Annotated in this window: 28 protein-coding genes and 1 pseudogene; 1 reads left to right on the top strand and 28 read right to left on the bottom strand. The window is 33.3% G+C overall.

Features of this window, described 5'->3' with window-relative positions; genetic code table 11:
• Positions 1-40: 40 nt before the first annotated feature.
• From Ami3637_RS14965 to Ami3637_RS14860, 24 genes and pseudogenes are all read right to left on the bottom strand, one after another.
• Positions 41-727: a GNAT family N-acetyltransferase gene (locus Ami3637_RS14965; protein WP_243158035.1), complete on the bottom strand. Its 687-nt coding sequence runs from the start codon at positions 725-727 to the stop codon at positions 41-43.
• A gap of 20 nt (positions 728-747) precedes the next feature.
• Positions 748-969: a DUF2700 domain-containing protein gene (locus Ami3637_RS14960; protein ID WP_162363264.1), complete on the bottom strand. Its 222-nt coding sequence runs from the start codon at positions 967-969 to the stop codon at positions 748-750.
• 90 nt (positions 970-1,059) lie between these two features.
• The gene (locus Ami3637_RS14955) at positions 1,060-1,407 is read right to left on the bottom strand and encodes a TIGR04076 family protein (RefSeq protein ID WP_162363263.1); all 348 of its coding nucleotides are present in this window, start codon (positions 1,405-1,407) and stop codon (positions 1,060-1,062) included.
• Positions 1,408-2,231: 824 nt separating this feature from the next.
• The gene (locus Ami3637_RS14950; RefSeq protein ID WP_162363262.1) at positions 2,232-2,756 is read right to left on the bottom strand and encodes a GNAT family N-acetyltransferase; all 525 of its coding nucleotides are present in this window, start codon (positions 2,754-2,756) and stop codon (positions 2,232-2,234) included.
• A gap of 139 nt (positions 2,757-2,895) precedes the next feature.
• Positions 2,896-3,381, bottom strand: coding sequence for a prolyl-tRNA synthetase associated domain-containing protein (locus tag Ami3637_RS14945; RefSeq protein WP_162363261.1), 486 nt, complete (start codon positions 3,379-3,381; stop codon positions 2,896-2,898).
• A 66-nt stretch (positions 3,382-3,447) separates the two neighbouring features.
• Positions 3,448-4,167 (bottom strand): annotated as a pseudogene (locus tag Ami3637_RS14940) (MBL fold metallo-hydrolase); the annotation flags it as partial.
• A 21-nt stretch (positions 4,168-4,188) separates the two neighbouring features.
• Complete coding sequence (locus Ami3637_RS18790; protein ID WP_330586684.1) at positions 4,189-4,329, bottom strand: hypothetical protein; 141 nt, start codon at positions 4,327-4,329, stop codon at positions 4,189-4,191.
• A gap of 122 nt (positions 4,330-4,451) precedes the next feature.
• Positions 4,452-4,916: a GNAT family N-acetyltransferase gene (locus Ami3637_RS14935; protein ID WP_162363260.1), complete on the bottom strand. Its 465-nt coding sequence runs from the start codon at positions 4,914-4,916 to the stop codon at positions 4,452-4,454.
• Between the two features lie 111 nt (positions 4,917-5,027).
• Positions 5,028-5,279: a PF20097 family protein gene (locus tag Ami3637_RS14930; protein ID WP_162363259.1), complete on the bottom strand. Its 252-nt coding sequence runs from the start codon at positions 5,277-5,279 to the stop codon at positions 5,028-5,030.
• Positions 5,280-5,699: 420 nt separating this feature from the next.
• Positions 5,700-6,116, bottom strand: a complete 417-nt coding sequence (locus Ami3637_RS14925) for a hypothetical protein (protein WP_162363258.1) — start codon at positions 6,114-6,116, stop codon at positions 5,700-5,702.
• 32 nt (positions 6,117-6,148) lie between these two features.
• Positions 6,149-6,337, bottom strand: a complete 189-nt coding sequence (locus Ami3637_RS14920; RefSeq protein ID WP_162363257.1) for a hypothetical protein — start codon at positions 6,335-6,337, stop codon at positions 6,149-6,151.
• Positions 6,338-6,343: 6 nt separating this feature from the next.
• Positions 6,344-6,511: a DUF4003 family protein gene (locus Ami3637_RS19265; protein ID WP_456298125.1), complete on the bottom strand. Its 168-nt coding sequence runs from the start codon at positions 6,509-6,511 to the stop codon at positions 6,344-6,346.
• Between the two features lie 518 nt (positions 6,512-7,029).
• Positions 7,030-7,992 (bottom strand): immunoglobulin-like domain-containing protein, encoded by a 963-nt coding sequence (locus tag Ami3637_RS14910; protein ID WP_162363255.1) that lies wholly within the window; start codon positions 7,990-7,992, stop codon positions 7,030-7,032.
• 215 nt (positions 7,993-8,207) lie between these two features.
• Positions 8,208-8,549, bottom strand: coding sequence for a hypothetical protein (locus Ami3637_RS14905; RefSeq protein ID WP_162363254.1), 342 nt, complete (start codon positions 8,547-8,549; stop codon positions 8,208-8,210).
• Between the two features lie 193 nt (positions 8,550-8,742).
• Positions 8,743-11,694, bottom strand: coding sequence for an AAA domain-containing protein (locus Ami3637_RS14900; protein ID WP_162363253.1), 2,952 nt, complete (start codon positions 11,692-11,694; stop codon positions 8,743-8,745).
• A gap of 349 nt (positions 11,695-12,043) precedes the next feature.
• The gene (locus tag Ami3637_RS19185) at positions 12,044-12,352 is read right to left on the bottom strand and encodes a TIGR04104 family putative zinc finger protein (RefSeq protein ID WP_162363252.1); all 309 of its coding nucleotides are present in this window, start codon (positions 12,350-12,352) and stop codon (positions 12,044-12,046) included.
• A gap of 112 nt (positions 12,353-12,464) precedes the next feature.
• Positions 12,465-12,704 carry a hypothetical protein gene (locus Ami3637_RS14890; protein WP_162363251.1) on the bottom strand — a complete coding sequence of 80 codons (240 nt, stop codon included), beginning with the start codon at positions 12,702-12,704 and terminating at the stop codon, positions 12,465-12,467.
• Between the two features lie 236 nt (positions 12,705-12,940).
• Positions 12,941-13,195: a hypothetical protein gene (locus tag Ami3637_RS14885; RefSeq protein ID WP_162363250.1), complete on the bottom strand. Its 255-nt coding sequence runs from the start codon at positions 13,193-13,195 to the stop codon at positions 12,941-12,943.
• A 135-nt stretch (positions 13,196-13,330) separates the two neighbouring features.
• Entirely contained in the window at positions 13,331-14,695 is a 1,365-nt protein-coding gene (locus Ami3637_RS14880; protein ID WP_162363249.1) for a protease inhibitor I42 family protein, read from the bottom strand.
• Positions 14,696-14,864: 169 nt separating this feature from the next.
• Positions 14,865-15,104 (bottom strand): hypothetical protein, encoded by a 240-nt coding sequence (locus Ami3637_RS17675; protein ID WP_243158034.1) that lies wholly within the window; start codon positions 15,102-15,104, stop codon positions 14,865-14,867.
• Positions 15,080-15,451, bottom strand: a complete 372-nt coding sequence (locus tag Ami3637_RS17670; protein WP_243158033.1) for a hypothetical protein — start codon at positions 15,449-15,451, stop codon at positions 15,080-15,082. Before Ami3637_RS17670 ends, Ami3637_RS17675 begins: the two co-directional genes overlap by 25 nt.
• 165 nt (positions 15,452-15,616) lie before the next feature.
• Complete coding sequence (locus Ami3637_RS14870; RefSeq protein WP_162363248.1) at positions 15,617-15,865, bottom strand: PF20097 family protein; 249 nt, start codon at positions 15,863-15,865, stop codon at positions 15,617-15,619.
• Between the two features lie 283 nt (positions 15,866-16,148).
• On the bottom strand, positions 16,149-19,802 hold the full coding sequence (locus tag Ami3637_RS14865; RefSeq protein ID WP_162363247.1) for an ATP-dependent DNA helicase: 3,654 nt from the start codon (positions 19,800-19,802) through the stop codon (positions 16,149-16,151).
• A 268-nt stretch (positions 19,803-20,070) separates the two neighbouring features.
• Entirely contained in the window at positions 20,071-20,505 is a 435-nt protein-coding gene (locus Ami3637_RS14860) for a hypothetical protein (protein WP_162363246.1), read from the bottom strand.
• A gap of 146 nt (positions 20,506-20,651) precedes the next feature.
• On the opposite strand from Ami3637_RS14860, the gene Ami3637_RS14855 reads away from it, so the two are divergent.
• A complete protein-coding gene (locus tag Ami3637_RS14855) occupies positions 20,652-20,894 on the top strand; it encodes a hypothetical protein (protein WP_162363245.1) in 243 nt (80 codons plus the stop codon).
• Positions 20,895-21,200: 306 nt separating this feature from the next.
• Here Ami3637_RS14855 and Ami3637_RS14850 read toward each other — a convergent pair whose 3' ends face one another.
• The 4 genes from Ami3637_RS14850 to Ami3637_RS14835 form a co-directional block, all read right to left on the bottom strand.
• The gene (locus tag Ami3637_RS14850) at positions 21,201-21,422 is read right to left on the bottom strand and encodes a hypothetical protein (RefSeq protein ID WP_330586682.1); all 222 of its coding nucleotides are present in this window, start codon (positions 21,420-21,422) and stop codon (positions 21,201-21,203) included.
• The gene (locus Ami3637_RS14845; protein WP_162363243.1) at positions 21,419-22,699 is read right to left on the bottom strand and encodes a hypothetical protein; all 1,281 of its coding nucleotides are present in this window, start codon (positions 22,697-22,699) and stop codon (positions 21,419-21,421) included. Before Ami3637_RS14845 ends, Ami3637_RS14850 begins: the two co-directional genes overlap by 4 nt.
• 162 nt (positions 22,700-22,861) lie before the next feature.
• Entirely contained in the window at positions 22,862-24,229 is a 1,368-nt protein-coding gene (locus Ami3637_RS14840) for a hypothetical protein (protein WP_162363242.1), read from the bottom strand.
• A 135-nt stretch (positions 24,230-24,364) separates the two neighbouring features.
• The gene (locus Ami3637_RS14835; protein ID WP_162363241.1) at positions 24,365-24,784 is read right to left on the bottom strand and encodes a hypothetical protein; all 420 of its coding nucleotides are present in this window, start codon (positions 24,782-24,784) and stop codon (positions 24,365-24,367) included.
• Positions 24,785-24,923 lie beyond the last annotated feature (139 nt).

Below are 24,923 nucleotides of genomic sequence, written 5' to 3'. Positions count from 1 at the left end.
TTTGTTTTTTGGCAACTTCTGAAATTCCTTCATTGATTATTCATGCAAGCTGTCCCGGCAGCTTCTTTTTTTCCTTGGGTGAGAAAGATGCGTCAAAGGCTTCAACTTCATCTTCGCTGGTTTTATAACCTTTAGGATCGTGATAGGTGCCTGTGATACCATCAAGGAAACCATTTTTAAGTGTTTTTACCATAAAGAATGGGGCTTCTTCCTCTCGTGGCATATCAGAGTAATAGATACCCACTGAACTTCCGCTGACAAAACCGAAACGGTGGTAATAGTCAGGATTTCCTGTAATAGCCACTGCACCATAGCCAAGCTCCGCTGCTTTATTCAAGGTGTGACGGATGATGATTCCCCCGTAGCCCTTGCCCTGCATTTCAGGTAGAACACTAACTGGTCCAAAAATCAAAATTGGGATGATCTGCCCATTATCCTCCTCAATCTCAGCCCGACTGTACATAATATGGGCTACGATTTTACCCTCTTCCTCGATTACGTAATCCAGTTCCTTTACGAATTCAGGCAACATACGATAACGGTGCAAGACATAATGCTCCGTACATCCCGGACGGTATTTGTTCCAGAATGCTTCTCTCGTAAGGTTTTCAACCTCTTTGTAATCTTTTACCGTTTCAAGTCGTAATTCATATTCTGAAGGCATATCAATTTCTCCTCTCATTATTTTCCTATGCAATAAGTCTATTTTTATGGCAAGTATACTCACATTCTGATTTCCAAATACAATTACTTTTTCTTTTTTATGCTTGAACCAATTACCAGTCCAAGACACATACCAATGGATATGCCAAGACTAATATTATTAAACAGCAGCTGGCCTACACCCGACCCAATGCAAATTCCAAGACACATTCCTATTGCCAAATTGTCTTCTTTGTTCTTTTCAGGACTTTGGTTGTCTTTATCATCAACCTTTATATTTGTACTTTCCTTGTCTTTTTCGTCCATAGTTTCTATCACCCTGCCCTTATATATAAATAATCTGAATGTCTTACATAAACAAACTGCGAAGTTTGAGTTAGGTGAGAAGGCCCCAGTTTACTTATAAAACTTGCCCTTATAAAAATTCTCATTTCCAAGTTTTCTTGCCGTCATCCTAAACATAACACAGCCATCTGGACATACAATATCCTTGCTATATTTGTCATTTCCGCCGATGTTCTCTAAATCTCCACCACTTCTGACCGCCTCCATGATTGGAAACATAATCAGCATTACTTTGGAGCAAATACCCTGTCCATCTTTATTTACAGGACAGCCATAGGTGCAGGTATACTTATCTCCTATTTCTTCACCGTTTCTACAATAGTGTTCTGTATGATCGCCACGAAGAAACCCTGTTACCTCGATTTCCCATTCGTACTCCTCATTATACCATTTTTTCATGATTAACCTCCAAATTCAAACTTATCATTCTGTTTTATTATATAAATAATCTGATTGTGCCCATAACGAATTTCAGGACTTCCATTGGGTTAGCCCCAAGAGAATAATCATTTATTATCTATTTTATCATTTTCCATTTTACTCCAAAAGGCTACTATTTCTAAAGAGAATACCAAATAAAAATAATAGTACGATATATAATAAATATGAAAAGATATATACTATGAATAGAATATTTGTAGTTATTCCTCGTTGCACTAAAAATGAAAGTACAGACAATTGAGTAATACTCCCTAATATTATATAAAAAATACCAAGCAGGATGAAATTTATCTTAAGTAGCTTTAACTTTATATTTAAATTTTTCTTAATCAACTGAAAGCTAATTAAGAAAAACATAGCACCCTTTATTATAACCAATAGGGATTTTATCGTCGCCATTGTATATGTAATTAAGCTGGGAATAAAAAGTTGAATTATAGAAATAAAATTATCGGCTAACTGAGCTATAATCAAAATTATTATCAATAAATTTGTAATATGCATTTCGTATTTATCACTCATTAAATACTTAAAATTAACTAATAAATATGGAAATAAACAAATTGATAATATCGTAATTACCAGACCAGTGCATCGATTAAATGAAAATAGAATAATTAATATCCCATATAGAAAACTGAAAGCTGTCGACAACTTAAAATTTATTAATCTTTCCATGATTCCCCCAATTATTATGTGAAACTGTATAATATACTATTAGTTTATTACACAATAGATTTGCATTTGCCATTCATTTTTATGAAATATCGTCAGCCTGTGAACTATTTTGTTAACTGCAGCCACTCATTGCGAGAAATAGCATATACCCTGGTAATTGTATTTATATCATCTTCAAATTCATCAACCTTCTGCATTCCATTTTTAATTGCTACAGAGTAGGAAGCAACATTGGAATACTTCATACACGAATATATAATATTGAAAGGCGTATTCTCAAAAATATAGTCTCTACACTTTCCTGCTGCCTCACTACCCAATCCCATATTCCAGTATTTCTTATGGATGTGGTATCCGATTTCAGGCTTGATTTTACTTCCTATCATCTGCATTGTGATACCACAATCACCAATCATCTCGCCAGTCTCTTTAAGCACAACTGCCCAAAGACCAAATCCAAATATCTCATAATTTTCAATATTCCATTTAATCCAATCTCTTACTTTCTCCTTATCAAAAGGCTTTGGATAGTGCTCCATAGTTACCTCGTCAGATAAGATTTCATATAGCTCATCAAAATCATCCATTGTATATTCTCTGAGAATAAGTCTCTTTGTTTCAAACTGCATGTCCATTCTCCCCAAATTTATCTTCCTTACTAACTTCTCAGTATTCCATTTCTAGCTTACCCAACATAAACATAATGCGAAGTTTAAATCGTCTTAGGTTCAAACATGGATAATTGCTGGCCTGCACAGTTTATCAATGCTAATCAATATCGCACATAACAACAGGATTTCCGTACTCCTCAATCAGCTTTACAACATTTTCAAAATCAAGAAATACAGTTGCAGTATTTTCCATGGGATGAATACCAATCTTCTGTCCTTGTAAGACCTTATCGAATACTACAATGACATTTTTCTGTGTATTATTTAATATCCCAAAAGGTGTTACATGTCCCTTTTTCAATGCCAACAGTTCAAAAAGGGAATCTTCATTGGCAAAACTCAGTTTACGGCTTGGGATTTTTTCACTGAGCTTTTTTAGGTCGATTGTTTTATAACCTGGGATGGTAACAAGATAGTAATTTCTTTTTTTATCGTCCCGCAAAAACAGATTCTTGACAATCCATTCTTTATGTGGAATATTCATTTCATCTAAATCTTCAATGGTATATGCTGCATCATGTTCATACGGCTCATAGACAATATGATATGAATCTAATAGTGCATAAGTATCTTCCATATTCATCTTTAATATAGTCCTCTCAATATTATTATTTTTGTTTAATTATTTGCATCTTATAAATAGTCAGGCCTATTGAATGGTTTTCCAAAGTAATTGTCCAGCTTTAAAAAGCACTTCTATTCGTTCGGTATCTCTTAACCATGAAAGATAAGAACGCACGGTGCTGCCAACTAATACATATTGTTCGAAATTCATTGTAAGATTATATTCGTTAAAAAGTATCTGTAAGACCTTTTCAAACTGAATCGGTTCTTGGCATATTTCCAGTATCTTATTCGCTATATCATGAACTTTATCAATGTTAATTTGAGCGAGTGGAGCAATATTCTCTGTTGCTTCTGCATGGGCAGGAACGAAAATCGCTGCGTTTAATGTTTTTACCATTTGTAGTGTCTCAAGATATGCTGCAATATCGTAAATAAATCCTATTTGGTATTTTTGCAGCGTTTCTTCACTTGACAAACAGTCTGCCAGATAAACGACATTATCCGCATCCCTGAAGCCCACCATATCAAAAAAATGGCCAGGAAGATGTAGAACACTTATACCCTCTGGAAGCACATTCTCCGTAAGATATTCCGCATTGCTTTCCTGAGCCATCAGGAACTTGTGCCGCAAGTCCTTTGGCGGAAATCCACCGTACAAAAAAGACGGTTCCAGCAACGGATGATTTGTAAAGTCACAATCAATACCCGGAGCATAAATTTTGCATCCAGTTTGATTTTGCAAATATTTATTGCCACCGATATGATCAGCATTGGAATGCGTATTATATATTGCAATAAGTCGCCAGTTGTTAGCTTCTAGTGTCTACCTGACCTTTCGTCCTGCATCCTTGTCACTTCCACTGTCAATCAGACATACATCTGTTTCGTTGAGTTTAACAATACCGATCTTTGCAGGGCTTTGAACATAATAACTGTTTTTGCCAACTTGAATTAACTCGTACATTTGAAAGAGTCCTCCATCTAGAAATATAGTGATTGTCTTTGTTAGATATCCAATTAAACATAATGGGAAGTTCAGAAATCCCTTTAAACTGCTGATTATGCCTTTAGTATTTGCTCATAATTTTAAACGGTTACACTCTTTTCGAATAATACAATATTAACCGTACTAACCTTATATTCCTTTGTAATATGAAATCCGCATTTTTTATAAAAATAATGATTCCGTTGTTTATCAGCTGGAGTTTCCAGTGACCAATGATGTGCGCCTTTAAACTGCCTGTCAAGAAAGCTCATTGCTGCCTGTCCAATGCCGTTATTTTCATATGCAGGTATCACACAGAGTCCTCCTAGAAAATATGTACCATCGTGATTATCTCGCACTATAATATCCCCTACAATAATCTCATCAACCATTATTTTGTATACAGCACAATTTTCAACAGAGAGTTTCATACTTTCATATGTACGCCCATACCCAGGGCATTCTCCGTACTTGATGTAATCATCATAAAATGCCTTATTTTGAATTTCTATTAAATCTTCAATGTCATCATGCGTAGCATGGGAAAACATAACATTATATTTCATAATTTAATCTTCTCCAATATTAATAATTTGTTTTTCATTTTATCTATAATGACTTTTAAACATAATGGGAATCCTGCAGAGTCATAAAAAATTTTTTAGATAATCTCTATATTATATATTAGTAGTAAATATACCTACGATTTTACTGCAGGATTCACAGAAATAGGCATTATCAAACTTTTTTTCACCCATTAAGCTCATATCCACATCAACTATGACTTTTCCGTTACTTCTGTCCCAAGCTTTTAGCCCTTTTTTATCGAACGCATCTTGTGGATACCATGTAAATTCCCCAAATATTCGCTTTCCTCTAAGAACTATACCGCCTTTAGTCATTTCTTTTCCACAAATCGGACAAATCATATTTTACCTCACAATTTATTTCAAATATATTTATTTGCTTAAAAATCTTATGTTAAATAGGCAGATTTTTAATTTTCATATAATTTTTTTAATAAGCAAATATTAAGTTTTCAACTTCCTACTGGGTTTTATGTATAATAAATTAAGCATAATGCGCAACGCACATTTTCTAACCTACCATGGTTTAGCATTACGCGTAACTCTTCACAGAATTGGCTTTTCATACATAGGTTATAATTACAGATTTTTGTATCAAATCAATATTTTATTTAATATTATCAAAAGGAATTTTCTTCAACTAAGGAGAATAAACCCAAATCAAGTTCATCATGTATGTGAACTGATTTTTCTATATATTTTTTAATTGTTCCAATACCTTTGTTGTTCCACTAAGTGGAATATTGTCTTGATAAATCATATTCATAGTAAGTCCCCTTTTTTTGAATAATCTATCCACGATAACATAGTAGTAGAAATCAACCTACCAGGCATTAATATTATCATAACAAAAACCAGCATTCTATTTATATCGTCAGAGATTCTAAATGGATTATCAAAGATTCCCCCAAACCAGCCAACATTTGAATAATCTGGTTTTGGTAAAATAAAATAACCGACAACACTATATACTGTTATTGCAGCTACGAATGATAAAGCTTCTTTCATGTGAAAAGAAATTCCAAAGCTTAGAAAATAAATCACTGCAAGAATTGCTATTGATACAATAGTCTTTAGAATTAAAATATGTAGACGTACCTTTTTTTCCCTTTTAACTTTCTCGACCGTACCTATTTCCCCTGGATTTATCAGTTCACCAATCAATTCCATTAATCCCATAATAAAAATCTCCTTTTGAATTTTAGCTCGAACTACGCTTGTTGCTCTACAATTAATGATATAGTAGAAAGATAATTGTCAACTTGTATAACATCATTTATTAATGAATCAATATCTACTGGAAGCATGGCAAGGACACCCAGAGTTGCAAGTTCTTCGTTTTTGCAATACCCATATTCCTTTTCCCTCAAACCATCAAAAATGCTACTGTCCTCCTGCATTTGTCTTTAGCATTGCCTTCTCCAAATTTTCAATAAATGACTTACGAATTGTACGGCATTGCCTGAGAAAAACTCAGATTTTAGAAAATCATAGCAACGCTTCATTTCCATAATGATCTGCCCGTCAGTCAAATCTGACATGGTTAGTACAATGAAAACCTTCTTTATATGCATCGAACATATTAACAACCGTTCTAAACATAATGAGAAGCTAGTTCGGAGAAATAGACAACCAAGTTCGGATGTCATTCAAGAGAAAAGATAAAATCAATTAAAAAAAACAGTAGTTACAATATATTGATTCATTTCATCAGACAGCGAATAACCAGTTATATATTTGCCGCTCAAACCTTGTTCTACATACACTTGACCATCAATTAATACTAGATAGACATGTCATGTCCACGCTTGCTGTTGCCCTCTTTTCTCGTATGAACACTATATTTGCAGGAGAGTTTTTTTGTCTCGTAATTGGATATATCCGCATAATAGTTTTTAATTAAATTAAGCTTTGATTTAACAAAACTGCCATAATCATCATAAAGAATACCGCGCCCATATTTTCTCGCCCCCTAATTTATTAAATATTATTATCTAATGCCTAATCCCAAAATATAAACATAATGGGCAGTTGTTTAGTTTCTGACTTCCACCTTATAAATTAAAAACTATCCGTTACTTCCATTTATATACTATTTTATTTCAAATTCTCCACATATAACTTTACTATCGAACGTTTTTTCATTTATAGGAACAAGTACTGGGGTAACCACTCTATAATTACCAAGAGGAATGTTTTCAGTATAAATGTTGATATCGTATATGCGTTTAAGCTCAGTATGAGGATCTAAATTTATTTCTTCCTGTGAAAAGCCAACTGCTTTTTCTCTGTATACATCTTTCCATTTGTTACCAACTCTTTTTTGAATATAAAAACTTTGTTCACATATTAATTGTTTGGTTGTAGTGTTTTTCCATGTAAAAACAATTTGTTGGGTGTTTGGCGAATATGAAGATTTCTCTGAATCAACTATAATTCCTTTTGCTGCAAATCTAGCAACATCTTCATAATCAGATTCCGTTGAGATTTCATTACCAATCATTGGGTCAGAAAATTTTTCTTCAATAATTTTGATGCTGTATTTTTCCCATAATTCATCTTCACTAATTACACCGGTAGCAAGAGGGCTGGATATGCTTACACGTCCAGGGCTATAGTCTATATACTTCTTATATCCTAAGTAATATTGGGGATTACCAATATCACAAACAATTGATGTACCGCCTTGACCTTTAATAAAACCGTCAAATAATTCAATTCCATATTGATTATCGTCAGTATTATAATTAAAACTGGTAATCTTATTTCCAGCGGCTAAGAGTTCATCCCATTTTATGTATTTCCCATGTGCCTCGTCATTACCAGTTCCAACATAATCACAAATAATTGTATCATCAATAGTATATTGTTTTCCATCTATTTCATATACTAAATGAAACGGAAATTCTCCATGCGTTATTTTAGGTGTTGGAGGTGCAGGTGCTAATTGAAGTCCAATGAATAAAGTGGCCCATGGCAACACAGTAAGACTTAATATACCTAGGAGAATTGATAGTGCTATCAGAGCTATTACAGTAATAATCTTTTTCAACATTTCACCACATTTCTTCTCTTTTAATTATTAATAATTTGCGTTCAAAAACAAGTTCACATTTGAAAGAAGTGGCTTTCTAAACATAATGAGAAGCTAATTTTGTAAGCTGATTTCAGATTATGACAATCTACAGGTTCCTTCAATTAATTCTTTTTCACTAATATAATTTACATTTTCATATCCTTTAGACAGAGCATAACTGTATATCATTGATATTAATTGGGTATCTTTTTTGTTCCCCCTATTATTTTTCTAATGCCGTTTATAATCATCACCAAACTGAATGCTCCAAAGGCAGCTATATGAATAAATTCAAGTATATATTCTACAGGCAAAAGAGACTCATCACTCTGAAAGACATTAATAATACCTAAAACAAAAGGGAACAGTGTCATGAAACCAATTCCTATAAGAGTCATTCCGATCATTTTAGGTCTTCCGCAATGAAGTATATTTCCCGGTATTTTACCACCTAAATAGTGCCCTGGGTTATACTGATTATCTTGCCATTCTTCAAGATCTTCAATATAATCGGTATTATCTTTTTCTTCTTTCATATAATTACCCCTTTGAATTTTATAACTTAATGAGAATTAAGGTTCTTTCTGATAGCTGCTTATGTAAACTGAATACCCTACGCATAAAATCCTGAATTTTGGTAGCTACAAATGGTATGACACAATTTGTTGTGTTACTTCAACCGCCAACCAGCCTTCTACTTTTTTATATCATCAAACCACTTTTCATCACCTATGCTGTGGTATCTTGTATACTATATTTGTAAATACATTTTTTTAATAATCCACTAGCACTGTTTTCTGTATCCTTCAGGCAATTTATATCACCAAAGACAAAGAAATTGTCCTTAGCACGAGATACTGCTACATTCATTAAACTCTTATTTGCGTCGATAAAAAAGCAGCCCTCTTGTTTTCCATACACTGTGGATAATATGATTAGTTTCCGTTCAGCACCTTGAAAGGTATGTACAGTCCCAACACTTATTTTTGAATAATTTGTTGGCATTTGTTTTTTTAGTTCCAATTCAATGCATTTTACTTGTGCCTTAAATGGTGTTATAATTCCAACTAAATTTTCCTTTTCCTCTGTAGGATAAGCCTTTTCAATAGTATCAAAATTGTTTCTCAACCATTGTACTATTTGTTCTGCCTCTATACGATTTATTCTACTGCTACCTTTTCTAATAGAATATTCTGTCTCTATTTGCTTAAAACCCATCTGCGGCCATTTTTTAATTGCAATTTTTTCATCATTTTTACCTTCCCCTCGCATTGGTTGAAGATTACCTTTATATACCAGCTCATTACAATAGTCAATGATTTCATCATAGCAGCGTCGATGTTCCCTTAGAAGCAGTCCTTTTTCACTGAACTTTTCATACTTACAGCATTTTGCAGCAACTTTCATTACGCTTGAACAGGAAGTATTTAATCCAACTTGCTCAAGTAGTTCAAATTCACCTAAAGTACTGATTGCACCATTTGACAAAGCCAATGCCTTGTCAAGTGCGCGATTCACACTCCATACGGGTTCTATTTGATAAACATCTCCAACAACAATAGCTTTTTTAGCAAGAGAAAATGCTCCAGCAGCGATTTCAGGAGATACTTGTCCCGCTTCATCCACAATAAGCAAATCAATATAGTTATATAAGAAAAAGTTTCTTTGATCTCCAAAAGCGAGGAATTGTTTGGGTAACATGAAAAATGTCATAACCAAGCATGGCGTAATCATTCCAAGTCTATTATAGAACTTTTCTAAAACATTTTTGAAATTCTTACCTTTTTGCTTTTCAGATAATTCGTCTTCTCCACTAACCCATCTGCACTCAAAATAATGTACCGCTAACCAGAATTCTATGTACCTGTGTTTCTTATCAATCAAATTGTTAATATAATCTAGTTCAAGATTATACTTTTCATCCTTTTCTCCATGTAACTCGATATTATGCTGCTTTAAGTGTTTTAATTCTTCATCATACTGTCCTTTTATTTTTTCAATTGCTGTTTTTTTATTTCTAAGTTCAACAAGCATATTATTATACTTATTATACAAGTGGCTATATTCTTCTCTGATTTCATCAAAGCCCATATATTCATTTAAAAAGCTTTGCTCTTGATTATTTATGAAGAGTCTGAATTCTGTTTGTATTTTTCTAGAAAAGCTATTTATAAATTTCAATAATCTATAAAGGAGAGGTATTCTTTTATAGCATTTTTCCCACTCACTTATTCTCTTACAGATTCTATCAATTGATTTTTGAGTTTCTTCAATCTGTAAAGCCAAACTTTCTAGATACATATCAATTTTTTCACCATTCAAATCATATTGGGAAATTTCCTGTGCTAGAGAAAGCAATGTTTTTTTACTCTTTTCCATATACAATAACTCATCATGTAGTTTGGCTTGGCAAGCTATAACATCTTTATACTCACCTTGAAAATATTCATTACAATTGCGTAGAATTTTTGCCATTGATTTATCAATATTCTTTTTATCTTCAATATCAGAAACAAAGAATTCTCCTTTTTGGCTGGTATATTGATACCCTTTAGAATTTGCCTCTTTTATCTTTGATGTTGATGGAAAATAGGCTGCAAAATTATCTACTCCCTCAATCCATCTTTCTTCCACGTTTGATATCCCCATTTTTTTTATGTTTCCGAAGGAAGTAATAATATTTGTTACAGCTTGATTGTTTGTTGATGAAGCCACAATGAGTGGAGCTTTCTCCTTTTTAATTGCTCTTTTAACATACATATCAGCAACTATTGTTTGTAACAAAGTAGTTTTTCCTGTACCTGGAGGTCCATTAACAGCCAAAATTTCACCATCACCCATGCAATTGAAATGATTAACTGCTTCTCTTTGGGACGGTGATAAAGAATGTTCTCCACTCATTTGCCCACAATGAATTTGCATTTTTGAACATTCATTTTCTATTAGTTTATGTACTTTTGTTTCTTCGGTAGATATAAAATTATTATATAGAGATTTTTCTTGTTCATCTTGCTGCAAGTGATTATACAAATTTAAGATATGAAAAGTAGCGTTAACAGTATTATCTATAAAGATATACATATTTTTTTCTAACTCAAATACTGATTCTTTTGAATCTAAATTACGAATCGAATTCTCTCCAAATTCTGATTCTGTTACAGACTCATAAAACTTCATAAAGAAATCAGCGTAATCCATCCAAGACTTTATTTTCTCAATTTGGTCCACGTGGTCGCTCATAGAATTGTCAACCACACTGGAATCTCCAATAGCTAGTTTGGATTCAACCATTGGCCATAAATACTCCCTTGGAAACCAAGGGAGCTTTTTATCTCCTTCATTGAATAAGAGTAAACCTTCATCATTAAGCATTGCAGGTATATAGTACACTCCAGTAAGCTCCTCAATTTCCTCTTGCACTTTCTCGTTTGCCTCAAAAATTGTTTTTATCGTTTTAGCACATATAATTACGTTGACAATAGAATTTTTCTTACTCTCATTAGTATTCTTATTTGCTTCAACAAATAAATTCTTACAGATTATAGGATTAATTTTTCCTTTTAATACTTCTTTGGGATCAAGTATGTAATAATTATCCGTTTTAAAATCAATGCCCCTATTAGCCTGAGCTGCAACGGCACTTCTAAAATATTGCGTCATTTCTTTTGAGTTATTATACATTTTGGTCCTTTCTAATTCAACTATGTAGTGTTAATATAAAATGCCTACTAAAATATAGTTTAAACATAATGGGAAATTTAGTCTCGGATTATATCTTTCCCATAACCTGAATTGAGCCGTATCGTTCACCTGACTAACAACAGCTTCAACTATGTATTTTTATGTTCCCTTAGGCATATCATGTCCCATTCCTTCGATCAAAAGTAATTTAGCATTAGGTATTGCGCATGCTGTATCTTGCTTTTTAGCATCTTTTCAGCATTTTCATGTAGTTCCATTAATCCACACCCTATATTGCTTTTTTCTGAAATCATAGTGAATGAACAAACTTCCCATCAAATGAACAATTTTAATTCTTGTTTTGGTACTGTTCAATATTTTTAGAACTGTAGCGAAGGAAGATTGGATATACCAATAATACTACCAGTGAATACAAAATGAAAAATACTATAAATGGAATATCATAATATTTACAAATGAAATATTGAAATAGCAAGAAAAACATTAATATTACAAATACTAACATTGTACGGGGTAATAAGATTTTGTACTTGGCTCCACAATCTTTACAAGTGATATAGTTATTTACCCAGCTGGCATAGAATCTTTCTTTATAAGAAAAATGATGATTGCATTTAACACATTGTTGATTTTTCATTTAATTTCAGCCTTTTATTTTTGTCATATATATTTTAGCACTTAGTATAAACATAATGGGGAGTTACTTTTGTCTTGGAATTCTTCATTTTTCATCAGTAAAAACTCTTTACTCAACAATTAGCTCTCTCCGGCAATTCATTCTTCCATTTTCTATATACATATATCGCTTGAATGACTCCAATTACAGTTATTATTATTAAGTATCCAACAGTTAATATTTTGGAATGATAAACATGCCAAACCAACAAACTCACAGAGATGGCAAATGGAGTTATCCATAAGGTTCTAATAAATTTTCTTCTATAACTTAAATTCCAATAACAAATTTCAAATCCTATATCTTTTTTCATTGTCACACCTTCAATAATATAAATAATGTTATCCTTCCACCATTAATAGAATGGAAAGTTTTAAATTCATTCCTCTTTCTGCACTGCAAAATAAATGCCCCAATCCTTTAATTCATCAAGAAGTCAAAATATATTCTTCCCATCCGTTAGCCATGATGTTCAGTTGAACTCATGGCTTTCTTAGACATAAAAGCAAACTTATATTCTTTCGGATCAATTAATTTACAAATAGAATCTTATACTGTGAGTGCTTTCCTAATAATTAGTATACATTCAATGATTTCTTTTTTTTTCACATCTGATATTTGCATAGATAACTTTACTTTTTCTAATAACAGCATTAACTCCCCTAGAAATTCTGATGAACTAGTAAAACTCTCATTATTCCAATTTTTAAGATCATTTGCTAGATTAATTTCATTATTTTTTTGTAATTCTAACCTTATCCTTTTTACAAAATTTCGTAATTCATCATTATCTTTAATATCCACTTTCCCATTCCTTTTGAAGTTACAGCCGCACTATAAGCTATTCCCCATTCCTGCGCTTCAATCTTATGATTAGGAACAAGCGAAACGCCTCAGAGAGGCGTCCGCTTTGGGTTTATGGTTTTTCAATGTGAAGTGTTACTTGACGATAATGGTATATTCGACGTTCTGAAGGAAGTTTGCAGTTCCTTCCCACGGTCTGTAGTACTTGAAGGAGATCGTCGTTTTTCCGGGCTTTAAGGCCTTGAAGGACCAGTTGAAGGTGCTGCCTGCACCGATGAGCGCAGAGTCCGGAGTCGAGGATTCGTTCGTCAGGCTGATGATGCTGTCATCCGCGATGTCATACTGCCAGGAATATCCCGTCGTTGGGTTTCCTTTCAGCGTTACGCTGCAGGAATCACCAACCTTTAATGTGTTGTCCTTTCCTTCAACCAAAACCGTCGCGGTCTGATTGCTGGTGCCGCCGGTAAGCTTCAGTTCGGGCTTCAGCAGATCTGCCAGGTCCGGATAGTTGATGCAGAAAGTCTGAATTCCCGCTGCATATGGGAAATACTCGTACTGCTGGAAATAGACCGTCACGCCGGTGCTGTCAAGATAATATGCCTGGTCCGTAGCAATGGCCGAGAATGTTGTCAATTCATAGAGATCTCTCGCTTTGATATCCGATTTGATCTGCTTATTGAATACGGCGCCATAATCCGATCCCGTATTAAAAATATCCTTCATCGCAAATTCCTTGCCGGTTGCAAGATCAAACGTATAGGAAGTCTGCAATGTGCTGCCGTGGGCGCCACCAGTGAATTGATAATTGGTGAATACGACGCTCAGCATGTTATTGCTGTTGTATTTGACCCGATAATCGAAGTAGGTCTGGTAATGAGTATCATAGCCTGTCGGGAAATCTGCCAGTCCCGCAAGTCCCATCTGCTTTGCATCATTTGCTTCCTTTTTAAATAACTCATTGAGCGTATCCTGTACCTTCTGGTTTGCAAGGCCACTGAGCTTTGGGTAATAGAGCGTGATATCAATTTTCTCGCCTTTGGAAATGTCTTTCACGGTTTCAATGATGATGTTGTTTTTCGCTCCTCCATTGGATACTGTGATCAGCTTGCCTGTGCTGTCCTCCGTAACCTTTAATCCGAGACTGTCGCTGAAAAAGTCGCCGCTAAGGTAAACTCTTCCATCATATTTTTTGAAATCTCCATAGTAGTCATGATCTCCTTCTGAGATCATATAGGTGTCCAGATTGAGGGATTTCTTTTCGGTTCCCTTCGTCATATGCACGGTATGATCCGCAGCGGACCAACTAATCTGATAACCCAGCGATTCTCCGATGGCTCTCAATGGCAAATAAATTGTTCCCTCTGAGTCGTAGCCTGCAGCGTTGAGCTTTGTTCCGTTCAGTTTTACGGAACAGCTTTTATCTGTATCCGCATATGCTGCTGCCGTCCCTGCGCAGAACATCATTATGATAATTATGCTTCCTGTTATGATTCTTTTCATGTTTTCGTCACCTCTTTCGATTATTTAGACTAACGCCGCAGGAAAAAGTTCCCACGTTTTTACATATATCATCTGATTCTGCTAATAATCTTATGTTTCTTTAATTACTAGAAATGCTCTACTGTCATAAACATAATGGGAAGTTGGTATCTACGCAAATTAAATATTTTCAAATTGCTGAGTCTGCAGAGAACACAGGCCTTCCATCACGCCAAACATTCTTTTTAATACTTTTGTATTCTAATCCTAAACCGTATATATATCTCCAAGTTTCTTCATTAATTGATTGTTTTCTCTTTTGTATTTTATCAATATCTTCCGATACAAATTCTGCAATAATAGGATAAAATCCATACCAATTACCCAAAGCATTCTTTCCAATAATCAAGTCCCTCTGATAAGGTGGCATTCCCCATATGTATTTATTGTTAACAATCTCATCTTTTCTTCTATGTTGAATTCTTTCACATATTCTTGAGGATAATTAAGCATTGCAATACAATCTAACTCATCAGAATAAGCAGCAATTAACAATGGTTGTATAGAAAGCACAATAGCAGGCTGACTATCACCGTAAAAAATATGCTCTTCAATTATTGCTCTAACTTTTCTCCTAAAAAGTCCTATTACACCATATAAATCTGGCTGTAACATTTTAAGCTTTTTATGAGATAATGTAATATTTACTGGATCTGATGCAACTGTATTATTATTATGATATTTCATATCATTTATCTCCTTGTTTTCTAAATTCATTGCTTTTAAATTTGGTATTTATCCATCACAAACATAATGGGAAGTTTGATAATACCTTTTATGCTAGGCCTTAGCTATAATTAGAACTTTACACCATTCACTTTCAAAGGAGCAGTCGAATTTACTTGTCATATTTGGACAGCAGAATTTTAAATTATTGCAATACTATATATTAATAGTAAATATACCTACAATTTTATTGCAGGATTCACAGAAATACGCATCATTAAACTTTTCTTCACCCATTAAGCTTCTCTTAGCATCTATGTTTTTTCTATTACTTCTGTGCCAGTCTTTTAGCCCTTTTTTATCAAACTCATTTTGTGAATACCATGTAAATTCCCCATCTAGTTTTATCCCGCTAAGGATTATACCGCCTTTAGTCATTTCTTTTCCACAAATCGGACAAATCATATTTTACCTCACAATTTATTATTAATATCATTTTGTTTATTAGCTTAAATTAATTTTATTCTAAATAGGCAAATTTTCAACTTCCTACAGGATTTTATGTATAGTAATTAAACATAATGGGAAGTTGAGCGCCCTTATCTTCTACACTTAATTTTAAATTAAGAAGTTGAGATGTTTACACATACTAGTTGGCTCGAGAGGATAGTAAGTATGTCATTTGAGTATGTTCGATCGTGGAAACATATCTACTGCGATTCTAGCACTATCGGTAGACGGGAACAAATCAACTACTTTTTATCCATGTTTGAATTTTACTCTCTATTAATGTTGCATCCAAACTTCCATCTAATCCATCCTCAGTAATAATCAAATTCCCAAGCGTTTCTGAAATTCCCACACTTTCATAATTTGCTCTTTTCTCATCCCAACGCTTTTTATATGATTTATCTCTTAGCATTCCAAGATGCTCTAAATAAACAGTTTTGCCTTGGTAGCGTAGAGTAAAATCAGGAATATAAGTTTTACCACCAACATTTAATGGTTCTTCATAGAAATACTCAATTTTCATCTTATCGAGAATATTAGCCACAATTACTTCGGACTTTGATCTAACCATTTCACCGCCAATCGTTTTATGGATCAATTTTTCTTCAAAGTAACGTTTTTGTTTACTAGACTCTATCTCAATGATGTTTGGTACTTTGAATAAGTCTGTATATCGCTGTTTGGTATCAGAATACCAGTCATTCGCATACTGAACTAATTCTTGAATTGACAAATCACTTAATACAATTAGTTTTTCTTTTTGGCGAGAAAACGCAGTATACAAAAGTTCTTTTGTAACATATGAACTTTTGCCATTTATCACTACTATAGTTTTGCCAAAGCCAGAACCCTGTGATTTGTGAACTGTAAGGGCATAAGCAAGTTCTAAATTAGAATCGCTATTATCACCACCAAAATCAGCTTTAGTATATGAAAATACTTTTCCTTCAAATGAGCAAAAACGGAATTTGTACCAACTAGTATTCTTATCATTTTTGCCATAGTGGCTTGGGTAATCCACCATAATGCCAATTTCACCATTTGCAATATATGCTCTGCCCGATGAACCATCCCAGTAATCCTTCTCACAATTTACATTAGATATGACTTTATCTCCGTATACAATATTTTGTACAGATTGAGGCCTGTTTTTTGAAAACGAATATTTACTCCATTCATCTACAATGTCTTGACGATACTTTTGGTGAAGCTGATTATTCATATAATAGCTTCCCGCACCAATAAATTTAGTTGGAGATAGAATTTGCCAGTCTTCTATATGTTCACTAGTTGGATATTTTGTATATTGGCCTACAGTAGCTCCCAAACTTTTATTGAAACCATCAATATCATCTTCATTTGTCATATTTGTAACTTCCACCAATTCTTTAAAGAACACTTTTTCTAACTCGTCGAAATCGGTGTATTGAATATATTTAAGGCGATTATCTGTTTGATTGTCTTGAATACGGTAAATTATATCTTTATCCACTGAATCCGAATTAGAAAATATTTGTGCAAATGCTAAATCATCACCGCCTGAACCTTGTCGCATCTCAGTTTTCAATGATGCAACCTTTTCAGGATAAGCACTCTCTAAAAAATTAATCAGATCAACAAATGGGCGTCCTGCTCCTATTGGAGGTAATTGATTTGGATCTCCTATGAAGATAACTCTTTCAGCATGAGAATCAACAAGCTTCAGTATGCCAGCAAACATATCTTCAGTCAGCATTGAACTTTCATCAATAATAACTGTTTTGGCAATACTTGAACTAGGTAGGCTTGGCATCTTATAAGCCATTGTGTTCCAACTGAAACCTTTTGAGCGATTTAAGAATTGTGCCACAGTCATAAACTCAGCTTCAACACTATTCTTCTTAAATGAATTTTCAAGTTGAACTCTTGCTTTTCCAGTAGGAGTTAATGCCAGTACTCCACCAGCCTTAATTTCTTTTGAAGAAGCAAAAATTCCCAATGCTGATGTTTTACCCGTCCCTGCTCTTCCCAATAGGGCTGATATCTTAGATGATTCGAGAACCCTTAATGCTGTCGCCTTTTCATCACGAGCCTGTTCATCGTTCGATTCATTATTTTCTTGAAGTTCTCCAAATTGATTGTCAATAATTTTTCTCCAGTTTTGTTCACTTGATAAACTAATACCTAAACGACTATTCACTATATCGACTACCAATTGCTTATAATCTTGATATTCTTTTAACTTGATGTACGTGTTTTTTTCATCAACGTGCAATTCACATTCCTGCAAGAAGGTAAGAACACCTTCAATCTTTTCTGTTTGAAAATCCGTTTTATTATCTAATGGTAATTTGTTAATTTCTTCAATAATTTGATTATAACTGAGTAAAGTATGACCTTGATTTGCGGCTTGAACTAAAACAAATATCATCATTGCTCTAAATCGACGTTTATCATTTTCAGTTCTCATTTTGGTTGGATTCTTAAGAGGATACTTATTTTCCACCAACAGATTCACAAACATTGCATTGTCAATTTGAGAAATAGTAACTTGATGTTCGTCCTTTTCTTTTCGTGTAAGTTCGTATAACAGATATGGGTTTTCTATAATTTCAGATGCATAATTTTTCAGGTTACGCCAAGCATAAATAGCTTGTTCGACAGAAAGATTCAATCGAGACAAAAGTTCAAAGAAACAAGTTTTCATTTCATCTCTTAGTAAGCCAAAAAATTCATCCTCTTTGTCAGCTAAGCTATTATCCAATTTTTCGTCCCCAGTTTCTTTATCACCTGAAAAATATAACTTCAATTCAGAAATCAGGTCATTTTCAGAAGTATCCACATGTTTAGCAACATCGAAACCGTATTTAACACCCAAAGCTGATAAAATTGAGCCTAATCCTGGAAAAATACCACGTTGATTCCAAACGCTTTTTAATTGGTTATCTACATATTCAAGTTGAACATTAACCCATTCTTGATTGGCTTCTTTTAACTCAAGTTTAGCTATATTTTTCAATGCAATTTTAGCTTGATTGAGAACATCAATAGCCGCATCGTAGCTGACCCATTCAGCTGCATATGAAAATTCCGATCTAAAGCCTGCCGCTTCAAATAATGTGACACTAGATACATCAAAATCAGGATGTTTTTTTGTATACTCAGAAATTTCAAGGTATGGCATTAAAAAGCCATCTTTCCCATCTACTCTAATTGAATGAGCTGCATTTGTCTCCCAAATGTAGTTTTTTTCGTCATTGCTTCCATCAGAGTCATACTCATGTATTTCTACATTTGATACTATATTTCCTATTCCAGCAATTACACGCCTATTATCATCGATAAACGGAACTTGTTTGTAATATGGAAATATCAATGAATTGTGCGGGCTAATTCCGGAAAAGAAGTAGTCGAAAATCCCTTTTTGAGATTCTCCATGCGAAACCCACGAACTTGACCAGTTCAGCATTTTTTCTGTTTTTTCTAAGTCAAAATAAAAATTGTAATACTTTTGTTTCTCATTGGCATTATCCTTTAAAGTCCATGAAAAGGGACGCAATAAAAATGAATACGGGTTCATTTCAAAAGTTGTTTCTTCGAAATGCTTGAACTTATCATTTCCTTTTTTATATGGATGGTTCATTTTAAGATAAAGCTTGGTATCACTCATGAACGCAGCGTTCTCTGTAATCCAGTTTTGCATTTTTACTGGTCCTACCTGTTTATAGCTTTTACCTTTATTTGTTTCCTCAAACTCCAAGTCCCGTGACGATGCAATGTTGGGGATTACTTGAGCAGCTACATTATACCTAGGATTATTGTCTATTCTCCCAGTATAATCGTTATCCTTCCATGGAATTCTTGTTGAAAAGTGTTGTACACTGTTTGTTTGCGTTTTAATTATCTTACCCATTAACCCTCTCCTCCATTTCCTAGATAATAATCTAAATCACAAAAGTGATTGTCCCACATTGAAATAATAAATCTCATACAGGTCTGTAACAAATACTTCTTGATTTAAAAGCTAAAGTACCCATAATAAACTACCTTTTGATTTTATAAACATAATGGGAAGTCTAAAGTCTGGCCAAAGAATAAACTAATATTAATATATATCAGTGGCGTACGCCATACTGACCCCTTACCTAATATTGCTGGCATTTTATCATAGTTACACTTAATTATTTTAGTAAATCACATAATATCTTTAACCATTGCAATTCAGGATTAACCAACACATTTTCTTGTATTATTTTAAGATTTTCCGAATTACATTGAGGACATATTCTTTTATCTACGCTTAACTCAAAACCATTTCCATGTGAGGACTTTTCAATATATCCTTGTAACTTTGAAATGAAGAGTGTAGCCTTTTTCATATCAATTGAATCATTCAACTTATGCCCTTCGATTATTTTAGTCATCAAGTCAATATATCCACCCTTACTAAAAGTTGGTAGCCATCTAATCTCAGACCCATTAATTTCTTTAAACTTTACTATATCATTGCCATTTGGAATCAACACTTCAAAAGTACTCCCACAACTTTCACATTTATAAGTTAAGTTGTTTACCCAATACTTTTCAGGTAATTCAGGCATACAGAATTTTATCATTTAATTACACCTCCAACATTTACTCTTGATGGATTAAAGACTAAAGTATTCAGGACACCTGCTTTGTTGTTCCACTAAGTGGAATATTGTCTTCATAAACCATATTATCAAAAGTTGTATATTTTATGTTTGCTTCAAATGTGCAATTGACATCAAATGTTTCTATTGAACCCTCAGAAAACACAGAAGATTTTCCGTTACTTAGAATAGTATCATTTTTTGAGGGTGAAATTGATGCATCATGGTATGTTGACTCAAAATTTAATAAAAGAGTTTCTTTATCTAGAGAGTTTGCAATGATTTTAATAGTAATAGTTCTGAGGTTATCAATATTTCCAGTATATTTAATAACTCCATCTTCAAAATATTTATATTTCGAATCATTATAGTAAAATCCATTTGTTAATTCCCAATTTTCATTTTTACCACTAATATCATATATTAGTGGTCTTATGTTGTTATTGTATTGTCCTTTTTGTTCACATTACCTGAACCAACAATATAGGTGGACTCAAGAATAACAATAACAATTAAGATTGAAATCAATATATATATCTTTCTCATTACACCCTACCAATATCTCTTAATTATAAATTTACTAGTTCACATTACCACTATAAAATATCAGCCTTCATACTAGCAAAACTTATTTCTCATAATTACTATTTAAAGATTAAACATAATGGGAAGCTAAACTATTTTCCTTCTGATATAGTCAGGTCAATAAATTCATCAAACTTTTTTGCATCATCAAGATATTCTGGGTTATGCAAGACAAACAGCAGTGTATATCTCAAAAAATCCACTGCAATTTTTTCCACTTCTATTTTTAATCCACCAATTTCCAAGTATTTATCTTTATCCTTTAATGTTCCTCCATGAACAACTGTTGATCGATAATTGTATATCTTCTTCATTGCCGCCCTACAGACCTTAGGAGAGTACACATCGCTATGCTCATGAGTAAATACAACAGGCATTCTATTAGAAATAGTATAAGTAATCTCGCCTTTCGTACCCCTGACAAGAGAGATTCTAAACCAATTGTTGCATCTATTGCCATATCATCATCTTCATCTCGTAGCATACACCTATTGAGACGTTTTAGTGCAAAAGATAAATTACCTTTTCTTTTATCACCATCACATGACAAAACCACAGAATATAGTCTCTGAATTTCCTGTGCTTGTTTTGAATTAATGAAACTAATAGGTAATTGCATCCAAAATTTTTCAATTTCTCTTGCATTAACAAAATGTGATTTTGCTCCATATATAGGCGTTAAATCCGCACAGAATCCATCAATCCAACCTATAGGAAGAGATAGGATCTGTTCATATCCAATGGTATATCCTGTCACAGTTCGTATAACAGCCATAATGTCATCTATTAGATGTAGAGGATACGCATGATAATTCCGTGTAACTGTATTTATTGAAGTATACTCATCATTCTTAAAGTGATAGCCATGTAAGACAATCATATGAGTAGCACAAGCAGCCAACCAATCTTCATTATTTGATTCATATGTGCATGCTTGTTTCCGCGATTTTTGAATATGATCTGGAATCCGAACAATTTCTACCTGTTCAGCTAGTTTTATAGTTTCATCTTCAAATGTTGCTAAACAAACCGGAACACAAATGTCAATTTTTAAAGTGGTGTCTATATATCTCAATAATGTTTCTGCAATAAAAGGTTTAAGCTGGTTTTCCAAGTCTTCTGGAATAAGATGCGTTGCATTAATACTATACAGATATCTCTCTACTATACCTGACGCCATGGATTTTAGCCGATATTGAATACTATCAGTTCTATTATCTTCAACAAGCAATTTCTCCAGTTCTGGAGTATTGCTTATATATTCCAACAAGTCGTTAAACCCATCAATAACCTTAATATTTAATTTGTCATCGCTATAACCATTGAATATCGCCCCATATTGAATTCTCTCTTTTGGAAATTCTCTTAATTCATATCTTGGTATATCATGTGTTAAGAACGGTATCTCTTGATAATACTTCAAATATTCTGGGTTGTCCTTGGGAAATATCATATTAATAACAGGGTACTTATCATACCCAGTTATTCTGTTATGAGAGCCAATATACTTATGTGATTCAATTGCGACTTTTTTTGAAAAAACCAAAAATAAATCAAAAAGTGTTTGAGCCATTTCTTTTGTAACACTCATAGCATGACCTCCATGTATCTATTATGTTATAGCTTCTTATTATGCTATTCATACTCGTCCATCATAAACGTAATGAACAACTGAATTCACTATGAATTATGCTCATACCCTCATAGAATAAATACCATTATGGGGACACTAGAGATGCTAATAGAACCCGATTTATTCAGGCGTATTCGAGCTTTGCACTTTACGAACAAATTCTTTATAATCTGAATATTTATTAAAAAATATTTGTTGTAAATTAAACTTGGCACAAATTTCATAATCAAAATATGCGTTCAGTATGTCTATATGCATATTTACTATTTCAAAGATATGTTTAGCACAATCTATATAGTTGGAACCCCTCGGATTAATAGTCAAATGCATATTATGCTCTGGATTGCTACATCTGCACATTATTCCAGAATACACAGCTGTTAAAGAAGCGTGAATAAACTCGCTGTTATACTCGTAATACTTGTCATATTCATCTTTCAACCCTAACTGTATTGCATATTCTCGTGCAGATTTAGTAAAATAGTCTCCATTTATCGGTATTGGATCAAAAACACCGCCCTCTATTTCTGTTAGCAACTCATCAATATTGTTTACTTCGGGCATATCGCTTCGCTTAACCACATGTAACCTCATTCGATCTAATGCAAACACCCTGTACTCATTAATTTTATTTTCAGTTATCAAATATTTACTTTGCCATAAATTATCAAACAAAGTCCTTGTAACAAATGTTGACAATATGCCATTTAAGCCAATGGGATTTATTGAAATCTCTTTGATTAAACGTAGACTATACAAAAACTTTGACAGCAAAACTTGAGAGTCATCGGGTATGAGATACCAGTTTTCGCTTAATTCACTTTCCACATCTGAAATATTATTAAGGATATAATCAATTTGTGGATAGTATCGTAGCCTTGCCGATTCTGTGTAACAAGACATGTTTTTCTCAACAATTTTGACTAAAAAATCAGGAATAGGAGTTATTTCAATACCATTTTGCCTTTTGATCATCCATACACCTAAAAAGGTCGCATTAATAACAGCTTGTTTATCCTCCCAGTTCACAATTTTTTTTAATTCATTTTCTGAAATTAGTTGAAACAGATAATGATACTTTGCTAAAAGCAAAACCCTAGTTAATGTATGATACAGATGCTCTTTGTCTTTTGATTGCCTTACTATTTTATCGTGTTTTGATAGCTCGAAACTTTCATCTAAATACATTATAAATGGGATGTGATACTTAGATAAAATATCTAAAATATCTTTTTTATTTTCTTCGGTCAATTCCCATTCAAATAGTGTTAACTCTCTTTTTTCTGCATACTTAATTATTTCATTCAGATAAATATTGTTACCATTCTCTTCAACTATCTTGTATAGCCAAAGGTGTCCAAGTGTCAGCAAATAAATATTTAATGCCTCCTCTGATTTTTCATGCTTATTAGGAAACAAGGGGTGTACAAATGCCTTTTTAGAATTATCTATTCTAAATTCTTTTATTAATTTGTTACTATACGACATGCGAATCCTCCTATTGTCATTTATGTCCTCATGCGGTTTCAAAGTTAAAGCTCAATTTCATATTATTGCTATTGCCCGTTTGTCTATCATAAACATAATGAGAAGTCATATTTGCCTACTGATGTCCTAGTATACTCATCTAACTGTGTTTCTCCAGTCATCTGGTACATCCAGCCAAAAAGCGGGAATCAAACAGGGTAAATAGTCACTTGTATTGGGCCATTCATTAAAAACATATGAATTTATTTCCTTGTTATCCTTAACTTTTATATTTGGAATTTGATACATTTCGCTAAACCAACCATCGAAATATTTGCTCATTGGTCCTCCACCACCATGCGGACAGCCTTTTTCTTTCTTCTCTCCTATCACACAATGATACCACCAAGTAATATCGGTAACTTTGATACCTAATTCAGTTAGAGAATTAATAAATTCAAAAACATTCTCTTTTATGCAGATGCAGTCAATATATCCCCATCCAACGGGTTGTATTTTATAAGTAAGTAATAATTTATCAAGCGCTTTTTTTGTTTCTTCATCAGTATTAATCATAGACGTCCTCCCATAAATCCCTTATAGTTTTAGATGTATTGCTTATTATTTCAGAATGAAAAAACTCAAACGCTAAATTCACCTGCTGCAAACTTATATTCAGTGTCTTTGATAGAAACGGTATAAATGGGGACGATAA

This window comes from Aminipila terrae (assembly GCF_010120715.1).
Lineage (GTDB): Bacteria > Bacillota > Clostridia > Peptostreptococcales > Anaerovoracaceae > Aminipila > Aminipila terrae.
The sequence above is the reverse complement of the archived record's forward strand: the minus strand, read 5'-3'. Positions and strand labels throughout refer to the sequence as shown.